Source organism: Nonomuraea sp. 3N208, from assembly GCF_052245935.1.
Classification (GTDB): Bacteria; Actinomycetota; Actinomycetes; order Streptosporangiales; family Streptosporangiaceae; genus Nonomuraea.
Window position 1 is genome coordinate 1 of record NZ_JBQQBR010000028.1, and the last position, 26,937, is coordinate 26,937.

26 protein-coding genes, 2 tRNA genes, 1 rRNA gene and 1 riboswitch are annotated in these 26,937 nt (G+C 67.6%); of the genes, 9 read left to right on the forward strand and 20 right to left on the reverse strand.

Annotated elements, in window-relative coordinates:
* From ACTWPT_RS36225 to ACTWPT_RS36255, 7 genes are all read right to left on the reverse strand, one after another.
* A 16S ribosomal RNA gene (locus tag ACTWPT_RS36225) occupies nt 1–67 on the reverse strand; the annotation flags it as partial.
* 431 nt (nt 68–498) lie between these two features.
* Nucleotides 499–3,072, reverse strand: coding sequence for a valine--tRNA ligase (locus tag ACTWPT_RS36230; RefSeq protein WP_443182025.1), 2,574 nt, complete (start codon nt 3,070–3,072; stop codon nt 499–501).
* 582 nt (nt 3,073–3,654) lie between these two features.
* Nucleotides 3,655–4,938 carry an ATP-dependent Clp protease ATP-binding subunit ClpX gene (gene clpX / locus ACTWPT_RS36235; RefSeq protein WP_185067261.1) on the reverse strand — a complete coding sequence of 428 codons (1,284 nt, stop codon included), beginning with the start codon at nt 4,936–4,938 and terminating at the stop codon, nt 3,655–3,657.
* 184 nt (nt 4,939–5,122) lie between these two features.
* A complete protein-coding gene (locus ACTWPT_RS36240; RefSeq protein WP_443182026.1) occupies nt 5,123–5,746 on the reverse strand; it encodes an ATP-dependent Clp protease proteolytic subunit in 624 nt (207 codons plus the stop codon).
* Between the two features lie 11 nt (nt 5,747–5,757).
* Nucleotides 5,758–6,390, reverse strand: a complete 633-nt coding sequence (locus ACTWPT_RS36245) for a ClpP family protease (protein ID WP_443182183.1) — start codon at nt 6,388–6,390, stop codon at nt 5,758–5,760.
* 973 nt (nt 6,391–7,363) lie between these two features.
* Nucleotides 7,364–8,740 (reverse strand): trigger factor, encoded by a 1,377-nt coding sequence (tig, locus tag ACTWPT_RS36250; protein WP_443182027.1) that lies wholly within the window; start codon nt 8,738–8,740, stop codon nt 7,364–7,366.
* A gap of 167 nt (nt 8,741–8,907) precedes the next feature.
* Complete coding sequence (locus tag ACTWPT_RS36255; RefSeq protein ID WP_138665869.1) at nt 8,908–9,774, reverse strand: helix-turn-helix domain-containing protein; 867 nt, start codon at nt 9,772–9,774, stop codon at nt 8,908–8,910.
* Between the two features lie 234 nt (nt 9,775–10,008).
* On the opposite strand from ACTWPT_RS36255, the gene ACTWPT_RS36260 reads away from it, so the two are divergent.
* From ACTWPT_RS36260 to ACTWPT_RS36270, 3 genes are all read left to right on the forward strand, one after another.
* Nucleotides 10,009–10,488, forward strand: a complete 480-nt coding sequence (locus ACTWPT_RS36260; RefSeq protein ID WP_443182028.1) for an ATP-binding protein — start codon at nt 10,009–10,011, stop codon at nt 10,486–10,488.
* 281 nt (nt 10,489–10,769) lie between these two features.
* A complete protein-coding gene (locus tag ACTWPT_RS36265) occupies nt 10,770–11,465 on the forward strand; it encodes a TetR/AcrR family transcriptional regulator (protein WP_443182029.1) in 696 nt (231 codons plus the stop codon).
* Nucleotides 11,455–12,399 carry a VOC family protein gene (locus tag ACTWPT_RS36270; RefSeq protein WP_443182030.1) on the forward strand — a complete coding sequence of 315 codons (945 nt, stop codon included), beginning with the start codon at nt 11,455–11,457 and terminating at the stop codon, nt 12,397–12,399. The genes ACTWPT_RS36265 and ACTWPT_RS36270 overlap by 11 nt, the downstream gene beginning before the upstream one ends.
* A 23-nt stretch (nt 12,400–12,422) precedes the next feature.
* Here ACTWPT_RS36270 and ACTWPT_RS36275 read toward each other — a convergent pair whose 3' ends face one another.
* From ACTWPT_RS36275 to ACTWPT_RS36290, 4 genes are all read right to left on the reverse strand, one after another.
* Nucleotides 12,423–12,923, reverse strand: a complete 501-nt coding sequence (locus ACTWPT_RS36275; RefSeq protein WP_443182031.1) for a DinB family protein — start codon at nt 12,921–12,923, stop codon at nt 12,423–12,425.
* Between the two features lie 240 nt (nt 12,924–13,163).
* The gene (locus ACTWPT_RS36280) at nt 13,164–14,120 is read right to left on the reverse strand and encodes a coiled-coil domain-containing protein (protein ID WP_443182032.1); all 957 of its coding nucleotides are present in this window, start codon (nt 14,118–14,120) and stop codon (nt 13,164–13,166) included.
* A gap of 5 nt (nt 14,121–14,125) precedes the next feature.
* A riboswitch (cyclic di-AMP (ydaO/yuaA leader) is annotated at nt 14,126–14,262 on the reverse strand.
* 68 nt (nt 14,263–14,330) lie between these two features.
* Nucleotides 14,331–15,404 carry a galactose-1-phosphate uridylyltransferase gene (gene galT / locus ACTWPT_RS36285; protein WP_443182033.1) on the reverse strand — a complete coding sequence of 358 codons (1,074 nt, stop codon included), beginning with the start codon at nt 15,402–15,404 and terminating at the stop codon, nt 14,331–14,333.
* Nucleotides 15,401–16,180 (reverse strand): DeoR/GlpR family DNA-binding transcription regulator, encoded by a 780-nt coding sequence (locus ACTWPT_RS36290; protein ID WP_443182034.1) that lies wholly within the window; start codon nt 16,178–16,180, stop codon nt 15,401–15,403. Before ACTWPT_RS36290 ends, galT begins: the two co-directional genes overlap by 4 nt.
* Nucleotides 16,181–16,326: 146 nt before the next feature.
* Between ACTWPT_RS36290 and ACTWPT_RS36295 the strand changes: the two genes are divergently transcribed.
* A complete protein-coding gene (locus ACTWPT_RS36295; RefSeq protein ID WP_371825749.1) occupies nt 16,327–16,404 on the forward strand; it encodes a 50S ribosomal protein bL37 in 78 nt (25 codons plus the stop codon).
* A 36-nt stretch (nt 16,405–16,440) separates the two neighbouring features.
* Here ACTWPT_RS36295 and ACTWPT_RS36300 read toward each other — a convergent pair whose 3' ends face one another.
* The gene (locus tag ACTWPT_RS36300; protein ID WP_443182035.1) at nt 16,441–17,751 is read right to left on the reverse strand and encodes a TrpB-like pyridoxal phosphate-dependent enzyme; all 1,311 of its coding nucleotides are present in this window, start codon (nt 17,749–17,751) and stop codon (nt 16,441–16,443) included.
* 64 nt (nt 17,752–17,815) lie between these two features.
* Nucleotides 17,816–18,463, reverse strand: a complete 648-nt coding sequence (locus ACTWPT_RS36305) for a uridine kinase (protein ID WP_443182036.1) — start codon at nt 18,461–18,463, stop codon at nt 17,816–17,818.
* 72 nt (nt 18,464–18,535) lie between these two features.
* Between ACTWPT_RS36305 and ACTWPT_RS36310 the strand changes: the two genes are divergently transcribed.
* Nucleotides 18,536–18,883, forward strand: a complete 348-nt coding sequence (locus ACTWPT_RS36310; RefSeq protein ID WP_443182037.1) for a hypothetical protein — start codon at nt 18,536–18,538, stop codon at nt 18,881–18,883.
* A gap of 17 nt (nt 18,884–18,900) precedes the next feature.
* Here ACTWPT_RS36310 and ACTWPT_RS36315 read toward each other — a convergent pair whose 3' ends face one another.
* Nucleotides 18,901–19,392 (reverse strand): phosphotransferase-like protein, encoded by a 492-nt coding sequence (locus ACTWPT_RS36315; RefSeq protein ID WP_443182038.1) that lies wholly within the window; start codon nt 19,390–19,392, stop codon nt 18,901–18,903.
* Nucleotides 19,393–19,532: 140 nt separating this feature from the next.
* On the opposite strand from ACTWPT_RS36315, the gene ACTWPT_RS36320 reads away from it, so the two are divergent.
* Nucleotides 19,533–19,802, forward strand: coding sequence for a hypothetical protein (locus ACTWPT_RS36320; RefSeq protein ID WP_443182039.1), 270 nt, complete (start codon nt 19,533–19,535; stop codon nt 19,800–19,802).
* A gap of 244 nt (nt 19,803–20,046) precedes the next feature.
* Here the strand turns inward: ACTWPT_RS36320 and ACTWPT_RS36325 are convergent.
* Nucleotides 20,047–20,117, reverse strand: a tRNA-Gly gene (locus ACTWPT_RS36325).
* An 89-nt stretch (nt 20,118–20,206) separates the two neighbouring features.
* On the opposite strand from ACTWPT_RS36325, the gene ACTWPT_RS36330 reads away from it, so the two are divergent.
* Nucleotides 20,207–20,280, forward strand: a tRNA-Pro gene (locus tag ACTWPT_RS36330).
* Nucleotides 20,281–20,364: 84 nt separating this feature from the next.
* Here ACTWPT_RS36330 and ACTWPT_RS36335 read toward each other — a convergent pair.
* Together ACTWPT_RS36335 and ACTWPT_RS36340 are read right to left on the reverse strand one after the other, a co-directional pair.
* Complete coding sequence (locus ACTWPT_RS36335; RefSeq protein WP_443182040.1) at nt 20,365–21,513, reverse strand: site-specific integrase; 1,149 nt, start codon at nt 21,511–21,513, stop codon at nt 20,365–20,367.
* A complete protein-coding gene (locus ACTWPT_RS36340) occupies nt 21,513–21,728 on the reverse strand; it encodes a helix-turn-helix domain-containing protein (protein WP_443182041.1) in 216 nt (71 codons plus the stop codon). The genes ACTWPT_RS36335 and ACTWPT_RS36340 overlap by 1 nt, the downstream gene beginning before the upstream one ends.
* A gap of 175 nt (nt 21,729–21,903) precedes the next feature.
* On the opposite strand from ACTWPT_RS36340, the gene ACTWPT_RS36345 reads away from it, so the two are divergent.
* Nucleotides 21,904–22,470, forward strand: coding sequence for a DUF6193 family natural product biosynthesis protein (locus ACTWPT_RS36345; RefSeq protein ID WP_443182042.1), 567 nt, complete (start codon nt 21,904–21,906; stop codon nt 22,468–22,470).
* A gap of 219 nt (nt 22,471–22,689) precedes the next feature.
* Here ACTWPT_RS36345 and ACTWPT_RS36350 read toward each other — a convergent pair whose 3' ends face one another.
* The 3 genes from ACTWPT_RS36350 to ACTWPT_RS36360 form a co-directional block, all read right to left on the reverse strand.
* A complete protein-coding gene (locus ACTWPT_RS36350; RefSeq protein WP_443182043.1) occupies nt 22,690–23,049 on the reverse strand; it encodes an MmcQ/YjbR family DNA-binding protein in 360 nt (119 codons plus the stop codon).
* 6 nt (nt 23,050–23,055) lie between these two features.
* A complete protein-coding gene (locus ACTWPT_RS36355) occupies nt 23,056–24,360 on the reverse strand; it encodes a M50 family metallopeptidase (RefSeq protein WP_443182044.1) in 1,305 nt (434 codons plus the stop codon).
* A gap of 116 nt (nt 24,361–24,476) precedes the next feature.
* Nucleotides 24,477–25,592, reverse strand: coding sequence for a PP2C family protein-serine/threonine phosphatase (locus ACTWPT_RS36360; RefSeq protein ID WP_443182045.1), 1,116 nt, complete (start codon nt 25,590–25,592; stop codon nt 24,477–24,479).
* 118 nt (nt 25,593–25,710) lie between these two features.
* On the opposite strand from ACTWPT_RS36360, the gene ACTWPT_RS36365 reads away from it, so the two are divergent.
* Entirely contained in the window at nt 25,711–26,937 is a 1,227-nt protein-coding gene (locus ACTWPT_RS36365) for a GNAT family N-acetyltransferase (RefSeq protein ID WP_443182046.1), read from the forward strand.

The window sequence follows — 26,937 nt, forward strand, 5'->3', positions numbered from 1 at the left end:
GCTCGACTTGCATGTGTTAAGCACGCCGCCAGCGTTCGTCCTGAGCCAGGATCAAACTCTCCAAACAATGTCTGTCCGGATGAATCATCCAAGCAAAACCGTCAATAATGACGGGGTCATACATGTGATGCACATGCACTGGCTTTTAACACACTGTTGAGTTCTCAAGAAACGGACGCGTACATCCCCACCAGGATCTCTCGAGATCCAAGTGTGGAGGCTCCTCACACTTCGTTTCCTTTAGACTACCAGACTCGGACGAATCTTGTCAAACCGCCCGTTCCGGGAGCTTCCGGACTTGCCTGTCTTCGAGGCAACCCTGCTAACTTACCCTGACTTTCGGCTCTTGTCCAACCGCGTGGTGGACGCGACCCGAAGCCGGGGTTCGTTCTGAGGGATGCCAGGGCCGACCAGCCCTGCGTTGAAAACTGTAGCAGCCTCAACGGCGTGGAAGGTCCATCTTCGGTAACGAATGGACCTTCCCATCGTACGTACGGTTCAAACCCCGAGCCCGGAGAGCTGTGTCTCCAGCCGCGCGATGTCGGCGGAGGCCTGCTCGGCCCGGCTCCTGACCTTGGCCACCACGTCGTCCGGCGCCTTGGCCATGAACTGCACGTTGCCCAGCTTGGCGGCCACCTGTGCGGCCTCCTTGCGCGCGGTGGCCAGATCCTTCTCCAGCCGCTTGCGCTCGGCCACGACGTCGATGGCGCCGGCGGTGTCGATTTCCACCGTCACGTCGCCCACCGAGAGCCGCGCTGTGGCGTTGAACGACTCCGTCGGCGGCGTCAGGCGCAGCAATGCGCGGGTGGCCGTTTCCTGATCAGCCAGCGGCGTGCCGGCGAGCCCGAGCCGGGCGGCCACCTTCTGGCCCGGCTTGAGGCCCTGGTCTGATCGGAATCTGCGGACCTCGGTCACCAGCTCCTGCAGCGCACCGATCTCCGCCTCGGCGGCGGCGTCGGAGTATCGAGAGTCGGCCACCGGCCACGGCGCCACGACGATCGACTCGCCCCCCGTGACGGCCCGCCACAGCTCCTCGGTCACGAACGGCACCAGCGGATGAAGCAGCCGCAACAGTGCGTCGAACACGTGGCCCAGCACCAGCCGCGTGTGCTCGAGCCCCTCGCCGAGCTGGATCTTGGCCAGCTCCAGGTACCAGTCGCAGACCTCGTCCCACGCGAAGTGGTAGAGCAGGTCGGCCGCCTTGGCGAACTCATAGTCCTCGAAGGCGGCGTCCGCGGCCGTGACCACGGTCTGCAGGCGCGACAGGATCCACCGGTCGGCCGCGGTCAGGTCGGCACCGTCGAGCGACCCGACAGCGGCGCCGTTCATGAGCGCGAATCTGGTGGCGTTCCAGATCTTGTTGCAGAAGTTGCGTGAGCCGGCCGCCCACTCCTCGCTCACCGCGACGTCGGCGCCGGGGTTGGCACCGCGCAGCAACGTGAAGCGGGTGGCGTCGGCGCCGAAGCGCTCGATCCAGTCGAGCGGGTCGACCACGTTGCCGAACGACTTGGACATCTTCTTGCCGTACTGGTCGCGGACCATTCCGTGCAGCGCCACGACACGGAACGGCGGCTCGCCGTCCATGGCGTACAGCCCGAACATCATCATCCGGGCCACCCAGAAGAACAAGATGTCGTAGCCGGTGACGAGCACGGAGGTCGGGTAGAAGCGGGCCAGCGCCGGCGTGGCGTCCGGCCAGCCCATCGTCGAGAACGGCCACAGCGCGGACGAGAACCAGGTGTCCAGGACGTCGGAGTCCTGCGTGTAGCCGGCGGGCGGCTCCTCGTCGGGGCCCACGCACACGACCTCGCCGTCAGGTCCGTACCAGACCGGAATGCGATGCCCCCACCACAGCTGGCGGGAGATGCACCAATCGTGCATGTCGTCGACCCAGTCGAAGTAGCGCTTGGCCAGCTCCGGCGGGTGAATGCGGGTGCGCCCGTCGCGAACGGCGTCACCGGCCTCCTTGGCCAGCGGCCCGACGTTGACGAACCACTGCAGCGACAGCCGCGGCTCGACGACGGTCTTGCAGCGCGAGCAGTGGCCGACCGAGTGCAGGTAGGGGCGTTTCTCGGCGACGATCCTGCCTTCCGCGCGCAGCGCGGCGACGACGGCCGGCCGGGCCTCGAACCGGTCGAGCCCCTGGAACGGCCCGTGCGCGGTGATCACGCCGCGCTCGTCCATGACGGTCAGCGACGGCAGGGAATGACGCCGCCCGATCTCGAAGTCGTTGGGGTCGTGGGCCGGCGTGACCTTGACCGCGCCGGTGCCGAAGGACGGATCGACGTGCTCGTCGCCGACCACGGGGATCATGCGGCCGGTGAGCGGCAGCTCGACCAGCGTGCCGATCAGGTGGGCGTAACGCTCGTCCGAGGGGTGGACGGCCACGGCGGTGTCGCCGAGCATGGTCTCGGCTCGCGTGGTGGCCACGACGATCTCGTCGGAGTAGCGGATCGAGACCAGCTCGCCGTCGTCATCGCTGTGCTCGACCTCGATGTCGGACAGCGCGGTGAGGCAGCGCGGGCACCAGTTGATGATGCGTTCGGCACGGTAGATCAGCCCGTCGTCGAACAGCCGCTTGAAGATCGTCTGCACCGCACGCGACAAGCCGGTGTCCATCGTGAAGCGCTCGCGTGACCAGTCGACGCCGTCGCCCAGCTTGCGCATCTGGCCGAGGATCCGGCCGCCGGACTCCTCCTTCCACTGCCAGACCCGCTCGACGAACGCCTCGCGTCCCAGGTCGTGCCGCGACAGCCCCTGCTTGGCCAGCTCGCGCTCGACGACGTTCTGTGTGGCGATGCCCGCGTGATCCATGCCGGGCAGCCAGAGCGTCTCGCGCCCCTGCATGCGGGCGCGGCGCGTGAGCGCGTCCTGGATGGAGTGGTCGAGCGCGTGCCCGATGTGCAGCACGCCCGTCACGTTGGGCGGGGGCAGGACAATGCTGTACGGCTCGCGCGAGCTGCCCGGGTCGGCGCCGAAGTAGCCTTCGGATACCCAGCGGTCGTAGCTCCGGGTCTCGACGTCGGCAGGTGTGTATTGCGTAGGCAGCTCTGGCGTTGTCACAGTGACCAATTCTAGGGAGGCGAGCGAGCGGAATACGCCCCAAGCCCCGAAGCCTGGCCGCGACCAGCCCTCTTTCAACCGCTCCACGCCCCAAACCACGTCACCGCCCATCGCAGCCTCACGGGTTCGGCGGCCCCCATCGCCCACAAGGGCCTCTCACTCCCAGCGCCACCACGGCTCACACCGGCACCACGCCACACCCTTGCCCCGCCACATCCCCACGCGCCGCGATCGGTACGGCCCGCAGCAAAGGGCCTGCCGGGGTCGGAGAGGCGCCGGCGACGAGTCAGCTCGACACGGTCGGCGTGATCGTGTGCGCGCCCCGGCTCAGCGTGGCGGCCGACAGCGCGTTCGGTACGCCGAGGGCACGTTCAACGCGTCGGAAACGCCCAACTCGCCCTGACGTCCGAGGGTGCGTTCAGTACGCCGAGAACGCGTTCCACGCGTGAAACGCCCATGGCGACGTGCGCCGCTCCTGGGCTGAAAGCCCATGGCGACGTGCGCCGCCCCTGGGCTGAAAAGGGTCCTCAATACGCCGAAAGCGCCCGCGTGGCGGGGGCCACGGGGCGCTCGGTGTGCGAGGAAGGCGGCTCAGGCCGACTTCTCGCGAGGTGTGCGTTGCTGCTTCGCGGCCAGCTGGTCGCGTGGTACGAGCGTCGGGATCGCGTGCTCGAGCACCGACTCGCGGGTGATGACCACTCGGGCGACGTCCTGCCTGGAGGGCACCTCGTACATGACCGACTGGAGCACCTCCTCCAGGATCGCGCGCAGGCCCCGGGCGCCGGTGCCGCGCAGGATGGCCTGGTCGGCGATGGCCTCGAGCGCGCCGTCGGTGAACTCCAGCTCCACGCCGTCGAGCTCCAGCAGCTTGCGGTATTGCTTGACTAGCGCGTTGCGCGGCTCGGTGAGGATCTGGATAAGGGCCTCGCGGTCGAGGTTGTGCACCGAAGTGATGACCGGCAGGCGCCCGACGAACTCGGGGATCATGCCGAACTTCAGCAAGTCCTCCGGCATCACATCGCCGAAGATGTCGGCCGTGTCGACCTCTTCCTTCGACCGGATGATGGCGTTGAAGCCGATGCCCTTCTTGCCGATCCGCGACTCGATGATCTTTTCCAGACCCGCGAACGCGCCACCGCAGATGAACAGCACGTTGGTCGTGTCGATCTGGATGAACTCCTGGTGCGGGTGTTTGCGGCCGCCCTGCGGAGGCACCGAGGCAGTGGTGCCCTCCAGTATCTTCAGCAGCGCCTGCTGAACGCCCTCACCTGAGACGTCACGCGTGATCGACGGGTTTTCGCTCTTGCGGGCGATCTTGTCGACCTCGTCGATGTAGATGATGCCGGTTTCGGCCTTCTTGACGTCGTAGTCGGCGGCTTGGATGAGCTTGAGGAGGATGTTCTCCACGTCCTCGCCGACGTAGCCCGCCTCCGTGAGCGCTGTGGCGTCGGCGATGGCGAAGGGGACGTTGAGCATCTTCGCGAGGGTCTGCGCCAGCAGCGTCTTGCCCGAGCCCGTCGGCCCGAGCAGCAGGATGTTGCTCTTGGCCAGCTCCAGACCGTCGTCTCTACCCCGGTCGCCGGACTGCACCCGCTTGTAGTGGTTGTAGACCGCCACCGAGAGCGCCTTCTTCGCCTTGTCCTGACCGATGACGTAGGCGTCGAGGAACTCGTAGATCTCCCTCGGCTTGGGCAGGTTGTCCCACTTGAGTTCGGAGGACTCAGACAGCTCCTCCTCGATGATCTCGTTGCAGAGATCGATGCACTCATCGCAGATGTAGACGCCTGGACCGGCAATGAGCTTCTTGACTTGCTTCTGGCTCTTCCCGCAGAAAGAGCACTTCAGCAGGTCTCCCCCGTCGCCGATGCGTGCCACCCCAGATACTCCTTTGCGTGGGACCGCCCTGCTCTTGCGAGCAGTGTCTCCGGACATCCTCCGGACTTGGCCGAACCGCTCAGGTTTCGACGTTACCGTCTTCTGGGCCCTCAGTGAGCCCCCTAGCGGCGAGTCGCACCGGAACGTGCCCTATTGGGCAGCGCCCCGGTGCGTCACGTCTCGTCTAGGAAGCTACGGCCTGAGCTCGTTTCTTCCTGGACGGGATGATGTCATCGATCAGACCATACGCCTTCGCCTCGTCCGCGTTGAGAATTTTGTCGCGTTCGATGTCCTTGCGGACTTCGGCGGAGGTCCTGCCCGTGTGCTGGGCCACGATGTCCTCGAGGAGAGTCCGCATGCGCAGAATCTCCCTGGCCTGGATCTCGATGTCGCTGCCCTGGCCGCCGCCCTCGGTGGACGGCTGGTGGATCAGCACCCGGGCGTTCGGCAGCGCGAACCGCTTGCCCGGGGTGCCGCCGGACAACAGCACGGCCGCCGCGGAGGCGGCCTGACCGAGGCAGACGGTCTGGATCTCCGGCCGGACGAACTGCATCGTGTCGTAGATCGCCGTCATGGCCGTGAAGGAGCCGCCGGGCGAGTTGATGTAGATGCTGATGTCACGGTCGGGATCGAGCGACTCCAGCGTCAGCAGCTGGGCCATCACGTCGTTGGCCGACGCGTCGTCGATCTGCACTCCGAGGAAGATGATGCGGTCCTCGAAGAGCTTGTTGTAGGGGTTCATCTCCTTCACGCCGTATGACGTGCGCTCGACGAAGGAGGGGAGAACGTAACGGCTCTCGATGTTCATGTCAGCTCCCCCTAGGAAACCGGGCCCTGTGAGGGCACCTGTCGTGCGCTACGGACGACGTGGTCGATGAAGCCGTAATCCTTGGCCTCCTCGGCCGTGAACCAGCGGTCGCGGTCGGAATCGGCCTCGATCTGGTCCAGCGACTGCCCCGTGTGGAAGGCGATCCGCTCGGCCAGCGTCTTCTTCACGTAGAGCATCTGCTCGGCCTGGATGGCGATGTCGGCAGCGGTGCCACCGATGCCGCCGGACGGCTGGTGCATCATGACGCGGGCGTGCGGCAGGCCGAAGCGCTTGCCCCTGGCCCCGGCGGTGAGCAGGAACTGCCCCATCGAGGCCGCCATGCCCATCACAACCGTCGATACGTCGTTCGGCACGTATTCCATCATGTCGTAAATCGCCATGCCTGCGCTCACCGAGCCCCCCGGCGAGTTGATGTAGAGCGTGATGTCGCGCTCAGGGTCGTCGGCCGCGAGGAGCAGCAGCTCGGCGCAGATGCGGTTGGCGATCTCGTCGTTGACCTCCTGCCCGAGCACGATGATGCGCTCCCTGAGCAGGCGCTGGTAAAGCTGGTCTTCAAGCCGGAAGGCGGAGCCGTTCTCACGGCCTCGAGACTCAGGCTGATAGAAGGTCGGCGGGCTGGTCACAGCGTCACCTTCCGATGCGTCGTAATCGATTGGCTTTGCTTGTGACCCTAACGCGCGCCGCACACAGGTCATGCCCGGTCCCCCGTACTGTTCGCTGACGGCGCATGTTCGGGCTTTCCGCCCGGCCATCGGGGCCACGCGGCCCGCCGGCAGCCCCCCGGCGCGCCCTCAGAAGGCCGTCCTCGCGGGCCGCAAGGCGGTGGGCGGCCGGAAAGCGACCTCGCACCCTCAGCGCTCCTCCTGGGCCGTCTGAGCGCCCCCAGCGCCGCCCGGAGACGCCCGTCGCCCCAGCGACCCGTCGGGGACAGACCTCTTCTGCACCTGCCAGCGGCGGCGTCCCCGCAGCACGCCGGCCCACAGCACGCCAGCGCGGGCACGACGACCCGCAGCACGCCAGCGGGGGGCACAGCGGCGGCAGGCCGGCACAACTCCGATCGGCAGCACCCCAAGCGGCAGGCAGCGGTGATCAGCGGCGTGGCGGTGACACCCAGCAGCGCCACACCGGCAGGCGGCGGTGGCCGGCGGTGGGACCCCCGGCAGCGCCATACCGGCGGTCAGCGGTTGCCCTGGCGCCGCGGCGCGTGCTCTGGCAGCACGGGCCCTGGCAGCGCGGCGGTGGGCGGCGCCTCTGCGGTGATCCGCGGTGCAGCATCCTCGGGGCACGACGACAGGACGGCACGGCGACAGGCCGATGCTACACCGACCCGTGGCACCGCCTGCGGCAAGTCGCGGCGACGGCCAGGCGAACGGCGCCAGCGGATCATGGGGCGACGCCGGAAGGGCCAACGCACCGCGGAAAAGCGGCGGTGCAGCGCAAAGACGGACACACCACGGAAAAGGCGGTGGTGCTGCGAAAGGGCGGCGGGGCCGGGGAAAGCGCCGCCCGCGGAGGCGGTGGGTGGGCCGCGAAAGCGCCGAAGCCCTCGGACCGTTTCGATCCGAGGGCTTCGTGTAGCCCGGCAAGGCGGGAGGCTTACGCCTCGGGCTTGTCCTCGGCCTCGGCCTCTTCCTGAACAGGCTCTTCGCCGTTGATCTCGGTGTAGATCGCCTTGAGGTCGACCTCGTTGCCCTCGGTGTCCACGACCTTGGCGGCGTCACCGAGCACGGACTTGGCCTTGTCGCGGACGATCTCGACCATGGCCAGCGTGAGCTGGTCGTTGTCGGCCAGGTGCTTGGCCAGCTCGTTGGGCTGGACGCCCATCTCCATGGCGCGGCGCACCACGAAGTTGGTCAGCTCCTGCTCGGAGACGCCCAGCTCCTCGGACTTGACGATCTTGTCGAGCACGAAGCCGACCTTGAGCGCGCGGGCGGAGTTCTTCTCGAACTCGGCGAGGCGCTCCTCCTCCGTCGTCTGGTAGAGGCGGAAGAAGGCGTCGCGGCTCAGGCCGCTCTCGGCCACCTGGTGGTCCAGGTTGTGCTTGCGGGCGTCGATCTCGGCCTTGAGCGCGCTCTCCGGCAGCGGGATGTCGATCTGGTCGAGCAGCGCGTCGAGCGACTTCTCGCGGGCCTGCACGACCTGGTCGATGAGCTTGTTGCGGCGGGCCTGCTCGCGGATGCTGGCCTTGAGCTCGTCGAGCGTGTCGAACTCGCTGGCCAGCTGGGCGAACTCGTCGTCCAGCTCCGGCAGCACCTTCTCCTTGACCGACTTGACGCTGATGATCACGTCGGCTTCCTCGCCGGCGTTCTCGCCGCCGACCAGCTCGGTCTTGAAGCTCTTGTCCTCGCCGGCGGACATGCCCTCGAGCGCGGCGTCGAGGCCCTGCAGCACAGAGCCGGCGCCGACCTCGTAGGAGACCTCGCTGGCCTGCTGCTCCTCGATGTTCTTGCCGTCGATCTCGGCACGCAGGTCCATGACGACGAAGTCGCCGTTGGCGGCCGCGCGCTCAACGCCGGTCAGCGTCGCAAAGCGCTGGCGCAGCGCGTCGAGCTGCGTGTCGACGTCCTCGTCGGAGACCTCGGCGGAGTCGACCGTGATCTCGATGCCCGCGTAGTCGGGCACCTCGAAGTTGGGCCGGATGTCGACCTCGGCGGTGAACTCGATCTGCTCACCGTCGTCGATCTTCGTGACCTCGATGTCGGGCTGGCTGACGGGGAAGACGTCGACCTCGTCGACGGCCTGGCCGTACAGCTTGGGCACCGCGTCGTTGAGGGTCTCCTCCAGCACTACCGCCCGGCCGAAGCGCTGCTCGATGATGCGGGCCGGAACCTTGCCAGGCCGGAACCCGGGGACGCGCACCTGCTGCGCGACCTTCTTGTATGCCGCATCCATGCTCGGGCGCAGCTCGTCGAACGGCACCTCGACAGTGAGCTTGACCCGCGTGGGGCTGAGCTCCTCGACAGCGGTCTTCACGGAATGGTCTCCTTGATCAAGCTACGAGTGATCGCGGGCGCGTCCATCGGTACGGCCCACGCGCCGCGCCCACATGTGCGGTGTTGGGCATGCTCCGCCTCGGCGGCATCCAACGCCGATGGTCCAGTCTAGGGCAGATGCACACCCAACAACGACGCCCGCCGCCGTTAGAACTCCTCCGAGATCGTCCGCAGTAGCTCGATCGTCTCGTCAGGGGTGGTGCTCACGGCGCACAGCCGTTCCATCACCTCGGTGTATCGGTCCACATCCTCACGCTTGTCCAGGTAGAGCGCGCTGGCGAGCTGCTCGACGTACACGACGTCGGGCAGGTCGGGATCGGGGAATCGCAGGATGCTGAAAGCCCCGCCCTCGGCACTGTGCCCGCCGAAGCTGAACGGCATGATCTGGATCGTGATGTTCGGCTGGCGCATGAGGTCGATGAGGTGCTCCAGCTGGGCTCTCATCACCTCGGCTCCGCCGATCGGCCGGCGTAGCGCGGCCTCGTCGATCACCGCCCAGAAGACCGGCCCGTCCGGCTTGTCCAAGATCCTCTGGCGCTCCAGCCGGAGATCCACCCTTCGGGCGATCTCCTCCGCTCCGATGCCCGCCGCCCCGGCGGTCACCACAGCCCTTGCATACTCTTTGGTCTGCAACAGTCCCGGCACGAACTGGACTTCATAGGTCCTGATTCTGGCGGCCGCCTCTTCGAGGCCGACGTACGCCTGGAACCACGTGGGCAGGACATCGTTGAACCGGTGCCACCAACCCGGCTCGTTGGCGGTGGCGACCAGGTCGAGCACGGCGGAGCGGGCCTGCTGATCCACGACCCCGTACAGAGTCAGCAGGTCGGCCACGTCGCGTTCCTTGAACCCCACTCGACCCAGCTCCATGCGGCTGATCTTGGATTCGGAGCCACGGATGAGGTGGCCCGCCTCCTCACGAGTGACGTTCTTCGCTTCCCTGAGCTTGCGCAGCTGGGAGCCCAGGAGGATGCGCAGCGCCGTCGGCCCGGAACCCGGCTGGTTCTGCGTCACTTTGCCTCCTATCAAGGTCCGCACACACAGTGACACCACATCGGCTTGAATGACAAGGTCTCAACCTGGTGTCCGATTCCGGGATCTATGCCCAGAAAACGCCGCTTGCTACTGCACATTGCACCTGCACGTGCATTTGGGTCTTGCAGACGCAGCGGCCGTGACCCATGATGGCTTAGTGCATATTGGGCCAAACATGCACTAACCAAGGCTGAACGGGGAGGTATCGGCGGCATGGTGGAGGACCCTCTGGCCACTGCCGATTGCCTCCAGATCACCCGCGAGGTTGGCTTCGACCACCTGCTCATGGGCGGCGGCAAGCCTTACTCGACCGCGTGCCCGTTGCCCTTTCAGGCCGACTCGGTGAAGACCGCCCGAGACGTGACCCGCTCCACACTGCAGGACTGGGGACTCCACGACCTGAGCGACGACGCCGCGCTCGTGGTGTCGGAATTGGTGACGAACGCGGTCAGGTACGCAATGCGCGCAGCCGGGCGGCGGGAGATCGAGTTGCTGCTCATGCGGGTCGCCCCGCACGTGCTGCTGGCGGTGGCCGATCCCAGCGACGAGGTGCCGCGCCCCAAGGAGCCCGATTTCATCTCCGAGAACGGGCGCGGCCTTTACATCGTCGAAACGTACAGCCAGTGCTGGGGCTGGGACCCCCTGGCTCGCGGCGGCAAGGCTGTGTGGGCGCTCTTCCGCACGGAAGACTGACCCAGCCCAACCCTTAGATCTGTTACGGCGTCGCCGAAGTGGGCCGCCACCCGCCCCACTTCGGCTGACAGTGCGGCGAGCCTGGGGCGAGAGCGGCAGCTTGCGTGACCAACGGAGCCCCGTGCGAGCGCGACCATGAGCAGGGCCCTCCAGGAACACGGCCTCTGACCCCCTTCACCGGCGGGCCGCCGTTACGGCGCGCATCGTGGGCCTTCTCCGTAGTCTCGCTCGTGACCAGAATGCTAGATTGGTCACCGGTCAACAGTCACGAGGAGGCCTTTGTGCGTGCCGATCATTGGGAGCGGGCTGACCGGATCCTCGACGCGGCGAAGGAGCTGCTGCTGCGCTGGGGGTACCGGCGGGTGACGATCGACGAGATCGCCAAGCGTGCCGGAGTCGGCAAGGGCACGATCTACCTGCACTGGCGTACCCGCGAGCAGTTGTTCTTCGCGGTCGGCGCAAGGGAGGCGGTCGCCATGCTGGACGCGGTCGTCGCGGGCATGCGCTCGGATCCTGCCGAGATCGCGCTGCACCGGTACATGCGCCGGTTCTTCCTGGAGGCGATGCGGCGGCCGGTACTGCGGGCGATCTTCACCAGGGACGCCGAGACGCTCGACAAGTTCCTCGCCAGCCCGGCCAGGAAACCGCTCGAGGGCGCCAAGCTGCTCGCCTCGCGCGAATACCTGGGTGTGCTCGCCCGGCACGGGTTGCTGCGGGACGGTCTGCGGCCCGAGGACCTGGACTATCCGCTGCCGACGATCGTGTTCGGGTTCTTCGCGATCGAGCCCCTGCTGCCGGCCGAGGTCACGCTCGGCCTGGAGGAGAAGGCCGATGCCTTGGCCGACACGCTGCGCAGGACGTTCGAGCCGGAGCGGCTGCCGGACTGCGCGCCGGCGGCGGAGCGGGTGATCGAGATCTTCGAAGGGCTCTCACGTGACTTCCATGACGCGGCATACGGAGGCGGAAATGGGACATGACATCGGCGGGCTGCACCACGTGGGGCATGTCGTCCATGACCTGGAGCAGGCACTCGAGCGGTACCGGCGGATGGGATTCGTGCTGCCGGGGCCCGCGTACCCGGTGGTGGGCGAGCCGCCCGAGCCGGTCGGGGTGGGCAACACGCACGCGTACTTCACGGGCACCTTCGTCGAGCTGGTCACCGTCGCCGGGGCGGGGCGGGTTCCCGAAGACGCGCGGCTGATCCCGCTGCGGGCGCCCGTGGAGCGGCTGCCCGCGCTCCAGGAGGCCGTCCGCGGCACGGCGGCGAACCTGGAGGCCTGCCTTCGGCGCTTCGAGGGCGTGCACATCCTGATGTTCGACTCGCCCGGCATCGATGGCGCCGCCGCGCGACTGACGGCGAGCGGCGTCGGGCACGGCGGGGTCCAGGCGGCCCAGCGGCCGGTCGAGACGGCGGACGGGCTGCGGATGGAGCCCGTGCGGTGGCTGGAGATCGACGGCGCCGGGCCGGGGCTCGTGCCGGAGGGGCGGGTCGGGCTGGCGGAGAACGCCTCCGCGCATGCCGCGGCCGGCCATCCCAATGGCGCGGTCGAACTGGTCGAATCCGTGTTGTGCGTGGCCGACGACGAGCTGGACGAAGCCGAGCGGCGTTATGAGAGTTATGTGGGGCGTCCGGCGTCGCGGGTCGGGGTCGTGCGGACGTTCACGCTCGGCGATGGCCCGGCTCGCGTCACGCTGGTCGGCGCATCCGGGCTGGACGGGCTGTTGCCGGGCGAGGGCGCGGGGGCGCTGCCCGGGTTCGCGGCGTACGCGGTGGCGGTGCGGGACATCGCGGCCACCGAGCGGTTCCTGGGCGAGGCCGGGGTACCGGTCCGCGAGAGCGCCGCGGGCGAGATCTTCGTGTCCGCCCGCGAGGCGCTCGGCACCGCGATCGTCTTCCGTCAGGCAGGCTGACGGCCGAGACAAGGCTGGGACCGTTACTCTCCGGTAATGCCGTCGATACGCTCGCGTAGAAGATCGGCGTGACCGTTGTGGCGGGCGTACTCCTCGATCATGTGGACGAGGATCCAGCGGTGCGTGCAGTCCTGGCCGTTGCGGTCGCCGACGGCGTCCAGCGGCTTGGCGGCGGAGATGGCGCGGGCGCGCTCGATCTCGTCCTGCCACGTGGCGAACGCCTCCTCGGCCGAGGCGGTGTCGACGTCGTTGAAGTCGGCGTCGTTGTCGCGGTCCTTGTCCCACAGCTTGGGGACGTCCTCGCCGTTCAGCACGCGGCGGAACCAGGCGCGTTCGACGTGCGCCATATGCCTGACCAGGCCGAGGAGGGACAGGGTCGAAGGCGCGGCGGAACGCAGGCGCAGCTGCTCGTCCGACAGGCCCGCGCATTTGACGGCGAGGGTGGCGCGGTGCCATTCGAGCCAGTTGTTGAGCACCGTCAGCTCATCACCGGTGAGGGGTGGCGGGGTACGGGAGTCAATCACGAGCCCTGACCTTACCTTCGGCCCGGTGTGTGCTTTGGAGCAGCCGGTAGACGGCTTCGCGCACTGCTTCGTCCCTTACGTTGCGGATGAGGGCGTCAGGGGGCAGGTCTCCGCCTCCGTCTTGAGGGCGGGATCGCGGAACCATCCCGCCCTCGTCAGGCGGGCCGGCCTGCCCGGCTGTGCAAGTCGCTGTCCGCGCTGCCGTTGCCGCGGGCGCACAACCCTGACCCTGCGGCACTTCTAGTGCATGGAGATGTGCACGTGGTCGAAGTGGTTCTCGGTGATGCTGCCGCGGTTCCCCATCGTGCTCCAGCCGGAGCCATGGTTGATGCGCTGCTTCCAGATCACGTACTTGATCCCGAGCTTGTCCGTGTTCTTGATCGCCCACTCCGCGATCCGGTCGCCGAGTGCGAGGTTCGCGGCCGTCGGCATCGAGCCTCCGGTGCTCATCATGAAGTCGCAGGCGCGTCCGAGCGGGTGCTCGCCGCCTGAGCCTGAGCGGAAGCAACCCACCGTGTACGGCAGCGAGAAGTTCTTCCGCACCTGCTCGCGCATGAGCTGGGTCCGGGGGGTGATGTTGTCGGCTCCGGTGGGAAGTTCGGGGGCCCAGCTGCCGTCGGAGTTGCGGCCGGTGCCGAACGGCACGAGGTCCTCGAGCTTGTTCTTGATGTCCTCGATGACGTCCTCGGCCTCGTCGCGCTGCTCGTCCACCTCGGCCGCGTCCTTGCGGATCTCGGCCGCCAGCGCGGCGGCCTCCTCGGCGGCCTTCTCCTTGTCGTCGCGGGCCTTGGCCACGCCCAGCACGAACGCCTGCTGCTCGGCGGTCAGCTGGTTGAGCACGGCAGCGCTGCCGCCGTTCGCGGGCATCATGAATCCCGGCACCGGGGGGTTGCCGTTCTGGTAGCGGAGCCTGGCGATCTCGGCGACCCGCTGCTGGGCCGCGGTCAGCGTCTGCTCCGCCGTGGCCAGGCGCTCATCTGCCGTCTTGGCGGCCTGCTGGGCCTTGGCCAGCTCGACGCGCTTGAGGTTGTACTGCTCGATGAGCTTATCGATCTTGCTGTTGAGCTTCTTGAGCTGGGCGCGGAGCTCGGACTCCGTCGGTTTGGGGGCCGCCGACGCCGCGGTCGCCGGGAAGAAGGCGACGGCGGCGGCGGTGATGAGGCCGATGGCAAGACTCGCGGGGGACGAAGCCGCCACGTAGATGTTCCTCTCCCTCTGCCGGCCGGGTTAGCTGACGGGTTCGGGCATGGGAGGCCCCTACCACCGAAGTGGATTCACCCCAAGTGCGGTGGGTCCCCGGCTCCCGGGCAACACGCCCGGGATTAGGCGGGCAACGGCCGTTACGGCCGGTGCTTATCGGGATATTAGTGGTAGATCACGGGTCATGCGACCTTAAGTAGAAATCTATTAGTGATCTACTCGTGATCGAAGCATGCGTGCGGCCTCCTCCGGTAGCACGTCGTTGACGAAGGCCCCCATCGCCGACTCCGACCCCGCCAGGTACTTCAGCTTCTCCGGTGCACGCCTGATGCTGAACAGTTCAAGGTGCAGGTACGCCAGCTCACGGTCCCGTCGTACCGGTGCCTGGTGCCAGGCCGCGATGTAGGGCATCGTGACGCCGAACAGCCCGTCGAAGGCCCGCAGCACCGACGTGTAGAGCGGCGCGAACGCGGCCCGCTCCGCCTCTGTCAGCGCCGCCAGGTCGGGCACCTGCCGGTGCGGATAGATGTGCACCTCGAACGGCCAGCGAGCGGCGGCGGGCACGAAAGCCGTCCACAACTCGTTGGCCGCCACCACCCGCGTGCCGGCGGCCCGCTCTGCGGCCAGGACGTCGGCGAACAGGTGCCCCTTGTAGCGAGAGGCGGCGCCCAGTTGCAGCTTGGTCCGCGGGGTGACGTACGGGTAGGCGTAGATCTGGCCGTGCGGGTGCGCGAGCGTGATGCCGATCTCCGAGCCTCGGTTCTCGAAGCAGAAGACCTGCTCCACGCCCTCGACGGCGGACAGTTCGGCCGTGCGGTCGGCCCATGCTTCCATGACCAACTCGACCTGGGCGTCGGACAGCTGAGAGAAGGACGAGTCGTGCTCCGAAGTGAAGCAGACCACCTCACAGCGGCCCGCGGCCGGACGGACCTCACTCAGCCCGCCTACTTGCTCATAAGTCCCGAAATTCCCGGAAAAAGAGGGGAAGCGGTTCTCGAACACCACCACGTCGTAGTCGTACGCCGGGATCTCCGTCGACCGCGTCTCCGACGAGGGGCACAGCGGGCACTCGGCCGCTGTGCCGGTCGGCTGGTGCGTCCGCGTCTGCCGGTGCCCCGCGATCGCGATCCACTCCTCGGTCAGCGGGTCGTAGCGCAGCTCGGAAGCCACCGGCCGGGGGTCGAGCGTCCGCCGGTCGATCGCGCTCCTGTCGGCGTCGTCCCGCCGGTCGAAGTAGATCAGCTCTCGGCCGTCGGCCAGGTGGGTGATGGTGCGCTTCAAAGCGAGCCCTCCGCGATGATCAGTTCACCGGCCGCTTCGGCCAGGTGCGTACGTGCTTCCTCCGGCAGCCCCGCGTCGCTGATGACCACGTCGGCCTCGGTCAGCTCGGCGATGGTGCTGATGCCCACCGTGTTCCACTTGGTGTGGTCGGCCGGGACGACCAGGCGGGTGGCGGCCGCCACCAGCTCCCTGTCGGTCTCGGACTCGAGCAGGTTGGGCGTGGTGAACCCGGCCCGCACGCTCATCCCGTGGACGCCGAGGAAGAGTGTGTCCACGTGCAGGCGGCGGATCGCGGCCACGGCCACCGGACCCACTAAGGCGTCCGACGGCGTGCGTACCCCCCCGGTCAGCACCACTGTGCGGTCGGCGCGCGGATTGCGGTGGAAGACGTCGGCCACGGGGATGGAGTTGGTGATCACGGTGAGCTCGGGCACGCCGATCAGGTGATGCGCCAGCGCCCAGGTCGTGGTGCCCGCGGACAGCGCCACGGCGGTGCCGGGGCGCACCAGTTGCGCCGCGCGGCGCGCGATGGCCTGCTTCTCCTGCTGCTGGCGCGCGGACTTCGCGGTGAAGCCCGGCTCCTCGGTCGATCCCGGGCCGAGGGCGGTCGCGCCACCATGCACCTTTTCCAGCAGGCCCCGCTCGGCCAGCACCTCGAGGTCGCGGCGAATGGTCATGTCGGAGACGCCGAGCTCGCGGACGAGGTCGGCCACCCGGACACCGCCGTTGCTGCGTACGCGTTCGAGGATCGCCTGCTGACGCTGCTGTGCGAGCACGCCCGCTCCTTCCAACAGATTCCACCAAATTATGACACGGATAAGTTCGGGGAATGTTAGGTCGGGTGGCGTCGCTTGCCTGGTCGGCGCAGGCGAGAGACGGTGGGGGATCAATGCCGTAGCACCCGATCATCGGAGGCGAGCGTATGGCCAAGCGCGCACGCAAGGGCAAGGCACGCAAGAAGAAGAAGGCTAACCACGGCAAGCGGCCCACCGCACGCTGACTCGGGTGGCCGCCTCTGCCCGGCGGCCACCCGGTTTCACCCGGGCAGTTCGGTGAGTGCCCGGTCGATGCGGTCCTGCGGGAGCGTGTAGTCCTCCAGCTGCCCGGCCAGGTGGCGATCGTAGGCGGCCAGGTCGAAGTGCCCGTGGCCGCAGAGCGCGGTGAGGATGACCTTCTCCTCGCCGCTTTCCTTGCATCGCAGCGCCTCGGCGATCGTCTCGGCGAGCGCGTGCGTGGGCTCAGGGGCGGGCACGATGCCCTCCGTCCTGGCGAAACGCACGCCGGCCTCGAAGCATTCGTTCTGGGATCGGGTGACGGCCTCGAACAGCCCCAGCTCGTACATGTGCGACAACAGCGGCGACATGCCGTGATACCGCAGGCCGCCCGCGTGGATCGGGTCGGGTACGAACGAGTGCCCCAGCGTATGCATCTTGAGCAGCGGCGTGAGCCCGGCGGTGTCGCCGAAGTCGTAGGCGTAGACACCGCGGGTGAACGACGGGCAGGCGGCGGGCTCGACCGCGCGGAACACGGTCTGGATCCGTCCCGCCAGCTTTTCCCGCAGGAACGGGAACGTCAGGCCGGCGAAGTTGGAGCCGCCTCCGGTGCAGCCGATGACCAGGTCGGGCATCTCGGGGAGCTGCTCGAGCGCCTCCTCGCCGATCACCGTCTGGTGCATGAGCACGTGGTTGAGCACCGAGCCGAGCGCGTAGCGGGCATCCGGGGTCGCGGCGGCCACCTCGACGGCCTCGCTGATCGCGATGCCCAGGCTGCCCGGCGAGTCGGGGTGATCGGCGAGCACCTTGCTGCCCGCGCCCGTCACGGTGGACGGGCTTGCGTGCACGGTGGCGCCGTACACCTGCATGAGGGAGCGGCGGTACGGCTTCTGGTCATAGGAGGCGCGGACCATCCAGATCTGGCATTCGACGTTGAACTGGGAGCACGCGAACGCCAGCGCCGATCCCCACTGCCCGGCGCCCGTCTCTGTGGTGAGCAGTCGCACGCCCTCGCGCGCGTTGTAGAAAGCCTGTGGCACGGCCGTGTTCGGCTTGTGCGAGCCCGCGGGCGAGACGCCCTCGTACTTGTAGTAGATCCTGGCCGGCGTACCGAGCGCCTTCTCCAGCCGCCGCGCCCGGATCAGCGGCGTCGGCCGCCAGAGCCGGTAGACGTCGAGCACCTCCTGCGGGATCGCGACGAACCGCTCCCCGCTGACCTCCTGCGCGATCAGCTCCATGGGGAAGAGCGGGGTCAGATCGTCCGGTCCTATGGGCTGCCTGGTGCCGGGATGCAGCGGCGGAGGCGGCGGGGCCGGCAGATCAGGAACGATGTTGTACCAGTTGCTGGGGATCATCGATCCAGTCTGCGCCCAGAACGGGCCGCATTCCAGCATTCCCCACAAGGTTGGTTGAATGACTTCACAGGTGCCCTACTCGGCCGCTGACGACCAGGACGGCGAGCCGATCCGGATGATCGGCCCGGACGACGACGTCCGCCGCTTCCTGAGGGCGGACCTCCCGCTCGTACCGCTCGTAGGCGGGCAGCCGCCACCGCTCGCTGTCGAGCGTTCCGCGCTCGAGGGCCTTGGCCGACAGCCATAGGTGCACGCTGAGGTCGAACGTCAACCCGCGCCCCAGCAACAACGTCCCATCGACGAGCACCACCCCGCCCTCGGGCAGCTCCTGGTACCGCACCCGGTACGCCCGATCCACCCGGCTGTCCCAGAGCGCCGGCAACACCCGCCCCGACCCGCCCGCGTCCAGCGGCTCGAGCACCTCCCTCCGCAGGCCCTTCACGTCGAGCCAGTCCTCGTAGAAGGCGTCGGGATCGGTCCTGCCGTGCTCCAGGCGCAGCGACGCGGGCCGCAGGAAGTCGCCCGCCGACACCCGCACCACGGGCCGCCCGCGCAGCCTGAGCGGCGCGACGAGCTCGTCAGCGAGCGTCTCGGGCCGGGTGGCAGGCGCCCCGTCCACGGCCACCCGCACCCATTCGCCCCGCGGCCGTCTGGAGACGAGCTCGGCCAGTTCCTCTACGAGGAGGTCATGGGAGATCGGTCGCGCACGCATCATCCCTAGCTTACGATCGCCGATTCCGCGACAGCCTTGTAGGCATGCCCCTGATGCGCTGAGGATGTGCGCATGGATGAGCAGGAATCAGCGGAGGTCTTCCGTGGCACGAACCTCGTTCCCGCCGCTGGCGAAACGGTGGTGCACAAGGGGGTGGCGAACCTGTGGGCGGGGCCAGAGGCGGTGGGCGGCCGCCTGTGGCTGACCAGCCGGTCGCTCGTATTCCGTTCGCATGCGGTGAACGTCCAGAGGGGTGTTTGGGCGTGGCCTCTGGAGGAGATCGTGTCGACCGCACCAGTCAACACGCTCGGGATCGTCCCGAACGGGATGGAGGTCGTGCTGCGGAACGGGGAGCGGGTGCGATTCGTCGTACGCAAGCGACGTGTCTGGATGCAGGCCATCGAGCACGTAAAGGACTGAGCTCCGAGCCGCCCGGCTCAGCCGGGTGCGTCTATGGCGCGGCGCGTGTCCCTCGCGCGCCAGGCGGTCACCACGGACTGCGCGAGTGCGGATGTGACTCCCTGACTGGCGTCCACCTCATAGTCGTACGGACCGAACGTGTGGATACCGTCCGACTCGACGTGACTGCGGCCCTCCCCGATCCACCGATCCCCACGCTCACGCTCCCTCCGGTCGATCTCCGCGAGCTCGCAATGAACCCCAACGAGTAGGACGTCGAACCCCGCCAGCAGGCGGGCCAGGTCTTGCCGCCACTCCGCGAACTCGATGACGTGCTCCACGAGCAGATCGTTGCCCGCACCCGCCAGAGCAGGCAAACACCGATGAAAGCCGTCGAAGAACCGCGGCCGCATCTCCTCCCACCATGCGAACGGCCCGACGCGGTCGCGCCGCTCGGGCAACATCCCGCTCTCCACGAACCGGTCGGAGGAAACATGCAGAAACGGCTCGTCCAGCGTGCGCTGCGCCATTCAAAACGCTGCCACGTGCCAAGATGGCACCATGACGACTTCCAGAAAGGACGATGGCGCGTAGGCCGCCCGCGCGAGTGCGCGCCGACCTTCCTCGCCACCGGAGGTCCACCGACGAACCCGTCCCCGCCATCCCCGGCGTGTCCCCACGAGGCCGTGCGGCCGTCGCCCGCCTCGAACGCACCCGCTTCTGGGCCGGCGCCGCCGCCGAGGCGCTGCGTGCGTGGTCGCTCTTCATGAGGGATCCCGCATACCGCCTGTTCGACCCCAGTCCTGGATGCGGCCTGATGATGTGCTGCCCCGACCCGGTGGAGCTGCGCGCCATCCTGTACGCGGTCCTCACCGTCCTCCCGCCCCGGGACGCTCGTGCCTTACGCAAACGCGTCCACGGATTTGACGGGCCGTGGTGACTTGATCGGCGGGGTCAGGGGGTACGGGCCCTCAACGCTGCCGAATCACGCTCCCCGACCATCGGACCGTATCGACCTCGTCCGCATCGCCGGGCGGCGTTGTGTGCAACACGGTCTCGTTCTCTCATCGCTCGATCGCAGTGGAGAGCATGCCATGTCGATCTGTGCACGCAAGATCTGAAAATGTCGTGGAGATCACGAAGGCCAGGCCGCCTCATGAGGTGACCTGGCCTTTCGCCGTCAGAGCGGACGACGGGAATCGAACCCGCGTAGCTAGTTTGGAAGACTAGGGCTCTACCATTGAGCTACGTCCGCGCGAACCGGTCGAACTCTGGTCTAGACTTCATCCGGTCGTCAGGGCGTAAGCGTACCGGAGTCCCGGGGCGCATGCGCACTCGGCGAAACGGGGCGTGGCGCAGCTTGGCAGCGCGCTTGCTTTGGGAGCAAGAAGTCGCAGGTTCAAATCCTGTCGCCCCGACTTCAGGACCAGCAGGAAGGCCCCCTCCAAGATCGGAAGGGGCCTTCTGAGTGACAAACTGAGTGACATGTCCGCAGGCAGCGCCTACGACGCGCCGAAAATGCGATCCATAGCCACAGCTCCGGACTGGACCACAGGCCGGATCTGCATACGGTAGACCGCTTCAGTCGTCGCCGTGCTGCTGTGGCCGACCAAACGAGAGATCTCTTCCAGCGGTAGGCCGCTGTCGGAGAGCAGCGACACGAAACTATGCCGCAGCTCACGAGGAGTCCACTCCTTGGGGTCCAGTCCCTTGGCCTTCTTGATGACAGCGCGGAATGCGCGCCGGATATTGGCGGCGTCCAGTTCGGTGCCGTTCTCCGAGGGGAAGACCAGACCGCTGTCTGACCATGAATCCCCTTGAGCCTGCTGTTGGCGAGCGCGGTGCTCGGTCAGCACCTCGACACACTTCGTGGGCAGCGCGAGCGTCCGTCGAGACCGGGGGGTCTTGGTGTCACCACCAGCCCGTACAGATCTCCAGACCGCCATGTAGGGCGGAACCAGCGGAGTGGCTTGAGGATCCCCGTCGAGATCTACGTGATCCCATGTGAGGGGCCGCAGTTCCTCGGTGCGTGCTCCCGTGAGGAGCGAGAGCACGATATAGGCGTGCATGCGGGTGCCTTCTGCGGCAGTGAGTACGGCTTCCGCTTGCGCGAAGGTGAGTGCCTTCGAAGGCCGTCCCGCCGTACCCGTGGGCACGCTGCACAATTCGACCACGTTCCGCTTCACCTTGTCGCGCGCCATGGCTCGCTTGATGGCCCTGTTCAAGCATGAGTGCATGATCTGCAGCGTCCGGGTGCTCAAACTGCCGGACTTGCTGGCGAGCCATTTGTCGACATCTTCGGCGCGGAGATCCCGAAGCTTGCGCTTGCCCAGCGCCGGGACAACGTGAAGACGGCAGATGTTCGTGTAGAGCTTGATTGTGTCCTCGTCGCGTCCACTGAGCCCGTAGGACAGCCAGTCATTTACGGCTCGTTCCACGGTGTAGTCGCTGGGAGCGATCGCAAGGCCGTCCTCGTGATCGCGTAGAACCTCCTTGAGTTTGGTCTTGGCTTCGGTCTTGGTTCGTCCGGCGGCTTTGCGGGTGATGCGTCGGCCTGCCGGGGTGTAGCCGATGGTGATTTCGGCGATCCATCGCTGGCGGGTTTCGCTCCAGTACAGCCCACCGTCGCCGTGTGCGCGTTGCTTGGGCATCAGGCCGCCTGCGCTTCCTGCTCCAGGAGCTTGATGTACTCGGCGATGGCGTCGGCCGGGACGCGTCGGGCACGTCCGGCCTTGACGGTGCGCAGGCGTCCGGCGCGGATCTCTTGGTAGAGGTAACGCCGGGACAGACGCAAGACGACGCCAGTTTCGTTGACGTCGTAGAGCGCTTGGCCCGGGTAGTGGACGGTCTTGCCGTTGGTGAGCATGGTGGTAGTCCGTTCGCGTTCTGAGGTTGGTCAGGCGGCGAGCGGTGTGGACGAACTGCGTACCTGTTCGTAGGCGAGTTCTTCGCGTCCTGCTCGAGTGCGTTCGCGGGCTTGTGCCGATGCCGTGTTGGCGAGGAGTTGGTCACCGGTCGTGTGCCAGCCGGTGCCTGCGTAGGTGAGCCCTAGCAGACCAGCCGCGGGGCCGCCTCCGCTCCATCGCGATCGTGGCACCAGGCGCGCGGGTTGGGCAGCCCCGCGGCTGGCCCGCTACCCTGCGGGTGGGACGACGGCAGACGGGCAGGCCAGTCTGGAGGATGCAAGGTTGAGTGCCAACTCGTCGAGTACAGACCTCGTCGAAGCCGGATGGAACGATGTTCGGGCAGATGGACGGTTGCGTCCCGAATTGATCGAAGCAGCCTATGCAGAACCGCGCCTTCGCCAGCTCTTTCCTTGGACAGGAATGGGCGAACTTCATTTCAGTCGCTGTACAGGCAAACGCTGGACTTGGGACATCCCTTATGTTGCCGCTGATCCGGCAGGCGGCTATCAAGTATCAGGCCCTCTTCGGGGTCAGACAGTGGGATCAGCGGCGACACCTGTGGAGGCCATAGCCATGGTGGTGGAACGTCTCCCGGTCAGATGTGGGCCCGCCTTCATCGGGACACCTGAAGACCTGGCGGCGCACGAGGCAGCGTCCGCAAGACAGGCGCGATTGGCTGAAAGTCCGGAAGGGGCCGAGTGACAAACCAAGTGACATGCCGTGTGCCCAATCAGGTTCGATCATGCACGTCAGTGCACATCAATCAATGACTCGACCAGCCAGAACGCCAGCTCTCAAGATCGGTACCTGTGATTTGGGAGCAAGAAAGTCGCAGGTTCAAATCCTGTCGCCCCGACCAGCTCAAAGGCCCCTTCCGAGGTGGAAGGGGCCTGCTGCTGGTCCGTGTGACGGCCCTCGGCCTCAGGTCATGCGGGCGACGAGGGACTTCGGGGCGATCTGGCGGTAGGCGTCGGCGACGATCTCCGCAATCTCCGCCCAGTCCAACTCCGGCACGTCCAGATAGACGCCCAGCCAGCCGCGATGACCCACGTACGGGGGCCGGAAGAAGCGCTCGGGGTCCTCGGCCACCAGTTCCTGCTGCGCCCCGGCCGAGGCCGCGCACCAGAACGCCAGGCGGTCGTCGTGGTGGTGGTCAGCGAACATCACGAACGTCTTCTTGTCCCGGACGAACCAGGTCGGCTCCCCATGGCTGAGTCGTTCGGTGACCTCCGGGAGCGCCAGGCAGAGCTCGCGCAGCCGGTCCAGGGCGGCGGTGTCCACGGAGGGTCAGCCCGTCAGCGTGAGGGGGTTGACGAGGTCGGCGTAGACCAGCAGGCCCGCCATGATCATCATGACGATGGCGATCGCGTACGTCAGCGGCAACACCTTCGCGATGTCCACGTACTTCGGCTCGGGCCGACGCATGATCTTGGCGAACGCCCGCTTGATGCCCTCCCACAGGCCCCCGGCGATGTGGCCGCCGTCCAGCGGCAGCAGCGGGATGAGGTTGAACATGCCGATCGCCAGGTTGAAGCCGGCCAGCAGGTTGACGAAGATGGCGATCTTCTTCTCGTTGGACAGGTCGGAGGCGAGGATCTCGCCGCCCATCCGGCCCGCGCCCACGACGCCGACCGGGCCCTCAGGGTCGCGTGCCTCGCCCGAGAAGGCCGCGTGCCAGACGCCGACCATCTTCTCCGGCAGGTTGAGCAGGGAGCCCGCCACGCGGGCCGTCAGAGCGCCCATGTAGCCGACGACCTCGCCCATGCTCTGTTGCTCCATGACCTCCGTCGGCAGGACGCCGAGGAAGCCGACGTTCTTGTCGATCTTCTGGGGGTCCTGGAGGTTGGGGCGGTCCTGGGCGATGAGGGTGACGTCGAGCGTCATCGGCTTGCCGTCGCGGACGATGCCGAGCTGGACCGGGCCTGGGCCGTGGCCGCGGATCAGGCGGGTGGCGTCCTCCCAGGTGTTGATCTTCTGGCCGTCGAAGGAGACCATGCGGTCGCCGGGCTTCATCTTGGCCTGGGCCGCGGGGGTCAGCTGGTCGTCGGGCTTGCACGTGGTGCGCTGCTCCGAGATCGGGATCACGCACGTGTTGGTCTCGGGGGACACGACCGGGGCCCAGGTGGGCAGGCCGATGCCGACCAGCAGGATGCTGAAGAACACGAACGCCAGCACGAAGTTCATCATCGGGCCGCCGGACATGATGATGACCTTCTGCCACCACTTCTTGCGGTAGAAGACGCGGTCCTCGTCGCCGGGCCTGACCTCCTCCTGGGCGGCGTCGCGGGCCGACTCGATGAGGGCCTGGAACGGGCCTGTCGAGGTGCTCCTGACCTTCGCCGGGTCATCGCCGGGACGCGGCGGCAGCATGCCGATCATGCGGATGTAGCCGCCGAACGGGATCCACTTGATGCCGTATTCGGTCTCGCCCTTGCGCCGGGACCACGCGGTCGAGCCGAAGCCGACCATGTATTGGGTCACCTTGACACCGAAGAGCTTGGCGGGCACGAGATGGCCGACCTCGTGCAAGGCGATGGAGAGCATCAACCCGAACAGGAAGATGAGGATCCCCACCAGATAGAGCCAGTTCATCTATGCGCGCTCCAGGGCAAGGCGGACGGTCCCGACAGCCCCAGGGTAGTCGAACTCCTCCGACGCGACGTGGCGCCGGCGCAGCCAGGCATGGCCGGCGCCCGGCGAACCAATCGTTATGGGCGCCAGATCAGGACGAGGGCGCAGTCGTCGTTGTGGCCGGAGGCCATGGCGTTGACCAGGGCCCTGGCGCCGTCGCGGAACCCGGACGGCAGCAGCCGCTCCGCCTCGCCGAGCAGCCGGTCCAGCCCTGCGTCGATGTCGCGGCCGGGCTGCTCGATCAGCCCGTCGGTGAAGAGCAGCAGCGCGTCACCCTTGCGCAGCGTGCCGCTGTCGGGCTCGCAGTGCAGGTCGGGCACCACGCCGAGAACCACGCCCTTGGCCGAGGCGACCTGCCAGTTGCCCGTGCCCGCGTCGAACTTCACCACCGGCGGATGCCCGGCCGAGGTGATCGTGTAGTCGCCCGTGGCCAGGTCGAGGCGCAGGTGCACGGCGGTCACGAAACCCTCGTCGCCCCGCTGGCGGTGCAGGTAAGCATTGCAGGCAGGCAGGAAGTCGTCGACCGAGCCGAGCAGGCCACCGAACGTGCCGGACAGCAGCAGCGCTCGGGTGCCCGCGTCCACGCCCTTGCCGGACACGTCCACGAGGGCGATCTCGACGGTGTCCCCGTCACGCATGGAGACCAGGAAGTCGCCGCCGAACGAGGACCCGCCGGCCTGCTTGAGCACCACCTTGGCGCCCCAGTCCTTGGGCAGCGGGGGCAGCTCGCCCTGACTCTTGAGCCGGTCACGCAGCTCCAGCAGCATCGCGTCGCCACGCAACCCCTGCACGCCCAGCTTGCCCCTGGTCCGGGCCATGAGCAGGGCGAGCACGGTGGTGAACCCGATGGTCACGGTGAGCCCCAGCCCGATCCTGGCCACGCCGAGCGTGATCGCGATGAAGCCGAGCGCGGTGCCCACCGCCACGAGCAGCTTGACCAGGCTGCACAGCCGCAACTGGAGCCCGCCGATCAAGGTGACGAGGATGAGCAGCGAAGGCGAGAACCATTCGGTCGAGACCTTCGCGGCCAGCGCGCCGATGACGATCGAGAGCGTGGAAAGGGCGATGAGCAGGTTGCGCTCGCGGGCCAGCGGACCTCTGCGGACGAAGCGGACAATGGGCACGAGGAAGGGCACCCGCACCAGGACCGCACGGACCCGTGGCGGGATCAGCGGCGCCGGACGGGAACTCATGATGCGCCTGACTGTATCGGTCTGGCCCGTGTTTGGGCAGCCCACTTGACCAACACCTTGATCATTAAGCACGGATATTCAGTGGCCTTCCCCCTTTGCGCGCTCATACCTTGGACTGATGACGTACCCGATCCGTCCGATTGGTGAGGCCGAGTGGCCGGCGTTCACCCAGGTTCTCGAAGAGGGGTTCAACTGGACCCCACATCCGCAGCAGGCCGAGCGGTGGAAGGCCGAGACGGAGTTCGACCGCACACTCGCCGTCTTCGACGGCGATCTCATGGTGGGGGTCACCTCGGTTCTCAGCTTCAGGATGACGGTGCCAGGCGGGCAGCTGCCAGTCGGCGGCGTGACCTCCGTCAGCGTGCTGCCCTCGCACCGCCGCCGCGGGGTGCTGTCCTCGATGATGCGCAGGCAGCTGGCCGACATCCGCGAGCGCGGTGAGCCGGTCGCCGCGCTCTACGCCGCCGAATCGGGGATCTACGGCAGGTTCGGGTACGGCAGGGCGGCGAGTTTGCTGTGGTTCCGCATCAACAAGCACGCCTCGGCGTTCGTCAAGAACGCCCCGGCCGACCCGTCGCTGAGGATCAGGGTGGCCAAGCCCGCCGGCGTGCGGGCCGACCTCGAGAAGTTGTACGCGTCCGTGGTGACCGCGCGTCCAGGACGCTACGCGCGCACGGCGGCGTTCTGGGACAGCTCGCTAGCAGACGAGGAGTTCGATCAGCGGGGGTCGGGGCCGCTGCGGGCGGTGCTGGCAGCGGACGACCGAGGGGTGCGCGGATACGCGTTGTTCAGGGTCAAGGGCTCATGGGACGACAACGACCTGCCCGCCGGGGAGCTGCAGCTGCAGGAGCTGGAGGCGGCCGACCCGGCCGCCTATGCCCTGTTGTGGCGCAGCATCCTGGACCGCGACCTCGTCACGACGGTGCGGGCGGCCAGGCCGGTGGACGACCCGCTGGTCGCGTTGCTGGCCGACCAGCGGCAGCTGCGCGCGGGCTGGAGCGACGAGCTGTGGGTACGCGTGGTCGAGGTGGACCGTGCGCTGGCCGGCCGCGCCTACGCCGCGCCGGTCGATCTGGTGATCGAGGTGGAGGACGAGGTGTGCCCGTGGAACGCGGGCCGCTGGCGGCTCACCGCGGACACGACGGGCGCCGAGTGCAAGCCGGTCGACGAGGAGCCCGACGTGACGGTGCCGGTGGCCGCGCTCGGGTCGGCGTACATGGGCGATGGGCAGCTCGTCCAGCAGCTCGAGGCGGGGTTGCTACGCGAGCACCGGCAGGGCGCGGTGCGGTCGCTGGCCACGGCCATGTCCTGGAGTCCGAAACCGTGGGCCGGCCGGGTCTTTTGA

Coding starts and splice junctions, on each gene's coding strand:
- ACTWPT_RS36305 (WP_443182036.1), bottom strand. CDS start 18,463: ATGCGTGCGCGACCGATCTCCCATGACCTCCTCGTAGAGGAACTGGCC.
- ACTWPT_RS36300 (WP_443182035.1), bottom strand. CDS start 17,751: ATGATCCCCAGCAACTGGTACAACATCGTTCCTGATCTGCCGGCCCCG.
- ACTWPT_RS36310 (WP_443182037.1), top strand. CDS start 18,536: ATGGATGAGCAGGAATCAGCGGAGGTCTTCCGTGGCACGAACCTCGTT.
- ACTWPT_RS36340 (WP_443182041.1), bottom strand. CDS start 21,728: ATGCTCACCAACGGCAAGACCGTCCACTACCCGGGCCAAGCGCTCTAC.
- ACTWPT_RS36355 (WP_443182044.1), bottom strand. CDS start 24,360: ATGAACTGGCTCTATCTGGTGGGGATCCTCATCTTCCTGTTCGGGTTG.
- ACTWPT_RS36315 (WP_443182038.1), bottom strand. CDS start 19,392: ATGGCGCAGCGCACGCTGGACGAGCCGTTTCTGCATGTTTCCTCCGAC.
- ACTWPT_RS36335 (WP_443182040.1), bottom strand. CDS start 21,513: ATGCCCAAGCAACGCGCACACGGCGACGGTGGGCTGTACTGGAGCGAA.
- ACTWPT_RS36360 (WP_443182045.1), bottom strand. CDS start 25,592: ATGAGTTCCCGTCCGGCGCCGCTGATCCCGCCACGGGTCCGTGCGGTC.
- ACTWPT_RS36270 (WP_443182030.1), top strand. CDS start 11,455: ATGGGACATGACATCGGCGGGCTGCACCACGTGGGGCATGTCGTCCAT.
- ACTWPT_RS36365 (WP_443182046.1), top strand. CDS start 25,711: ATGACGTACCCGATCCGTCCGATTGGTGAGGCCGAGTGGCCGGCGTTC.
- ACTWPT_RS36240 (WP_443182026.1), bottom strand. CDS start 5,746: ATGAACATCGAGAGCCGTTACGTTCTCCCCTCCTTCGTCGAGCGCACG.
- ACTWPT_RS36295 (WP_371825749.1), top strand. CDS start 16,327: ATGGCCAAGCGCGCACGCAAGGGCAAGGCACGCAAGAAGAAGAAGGCT.
- ACTWPT_RS36260 (WP_443182028.1), top strand. CDS start 10,009: ATGGTGGAGGACCCTCTGGCCACTGCCGATTGCCTCCAGATCACCCGC.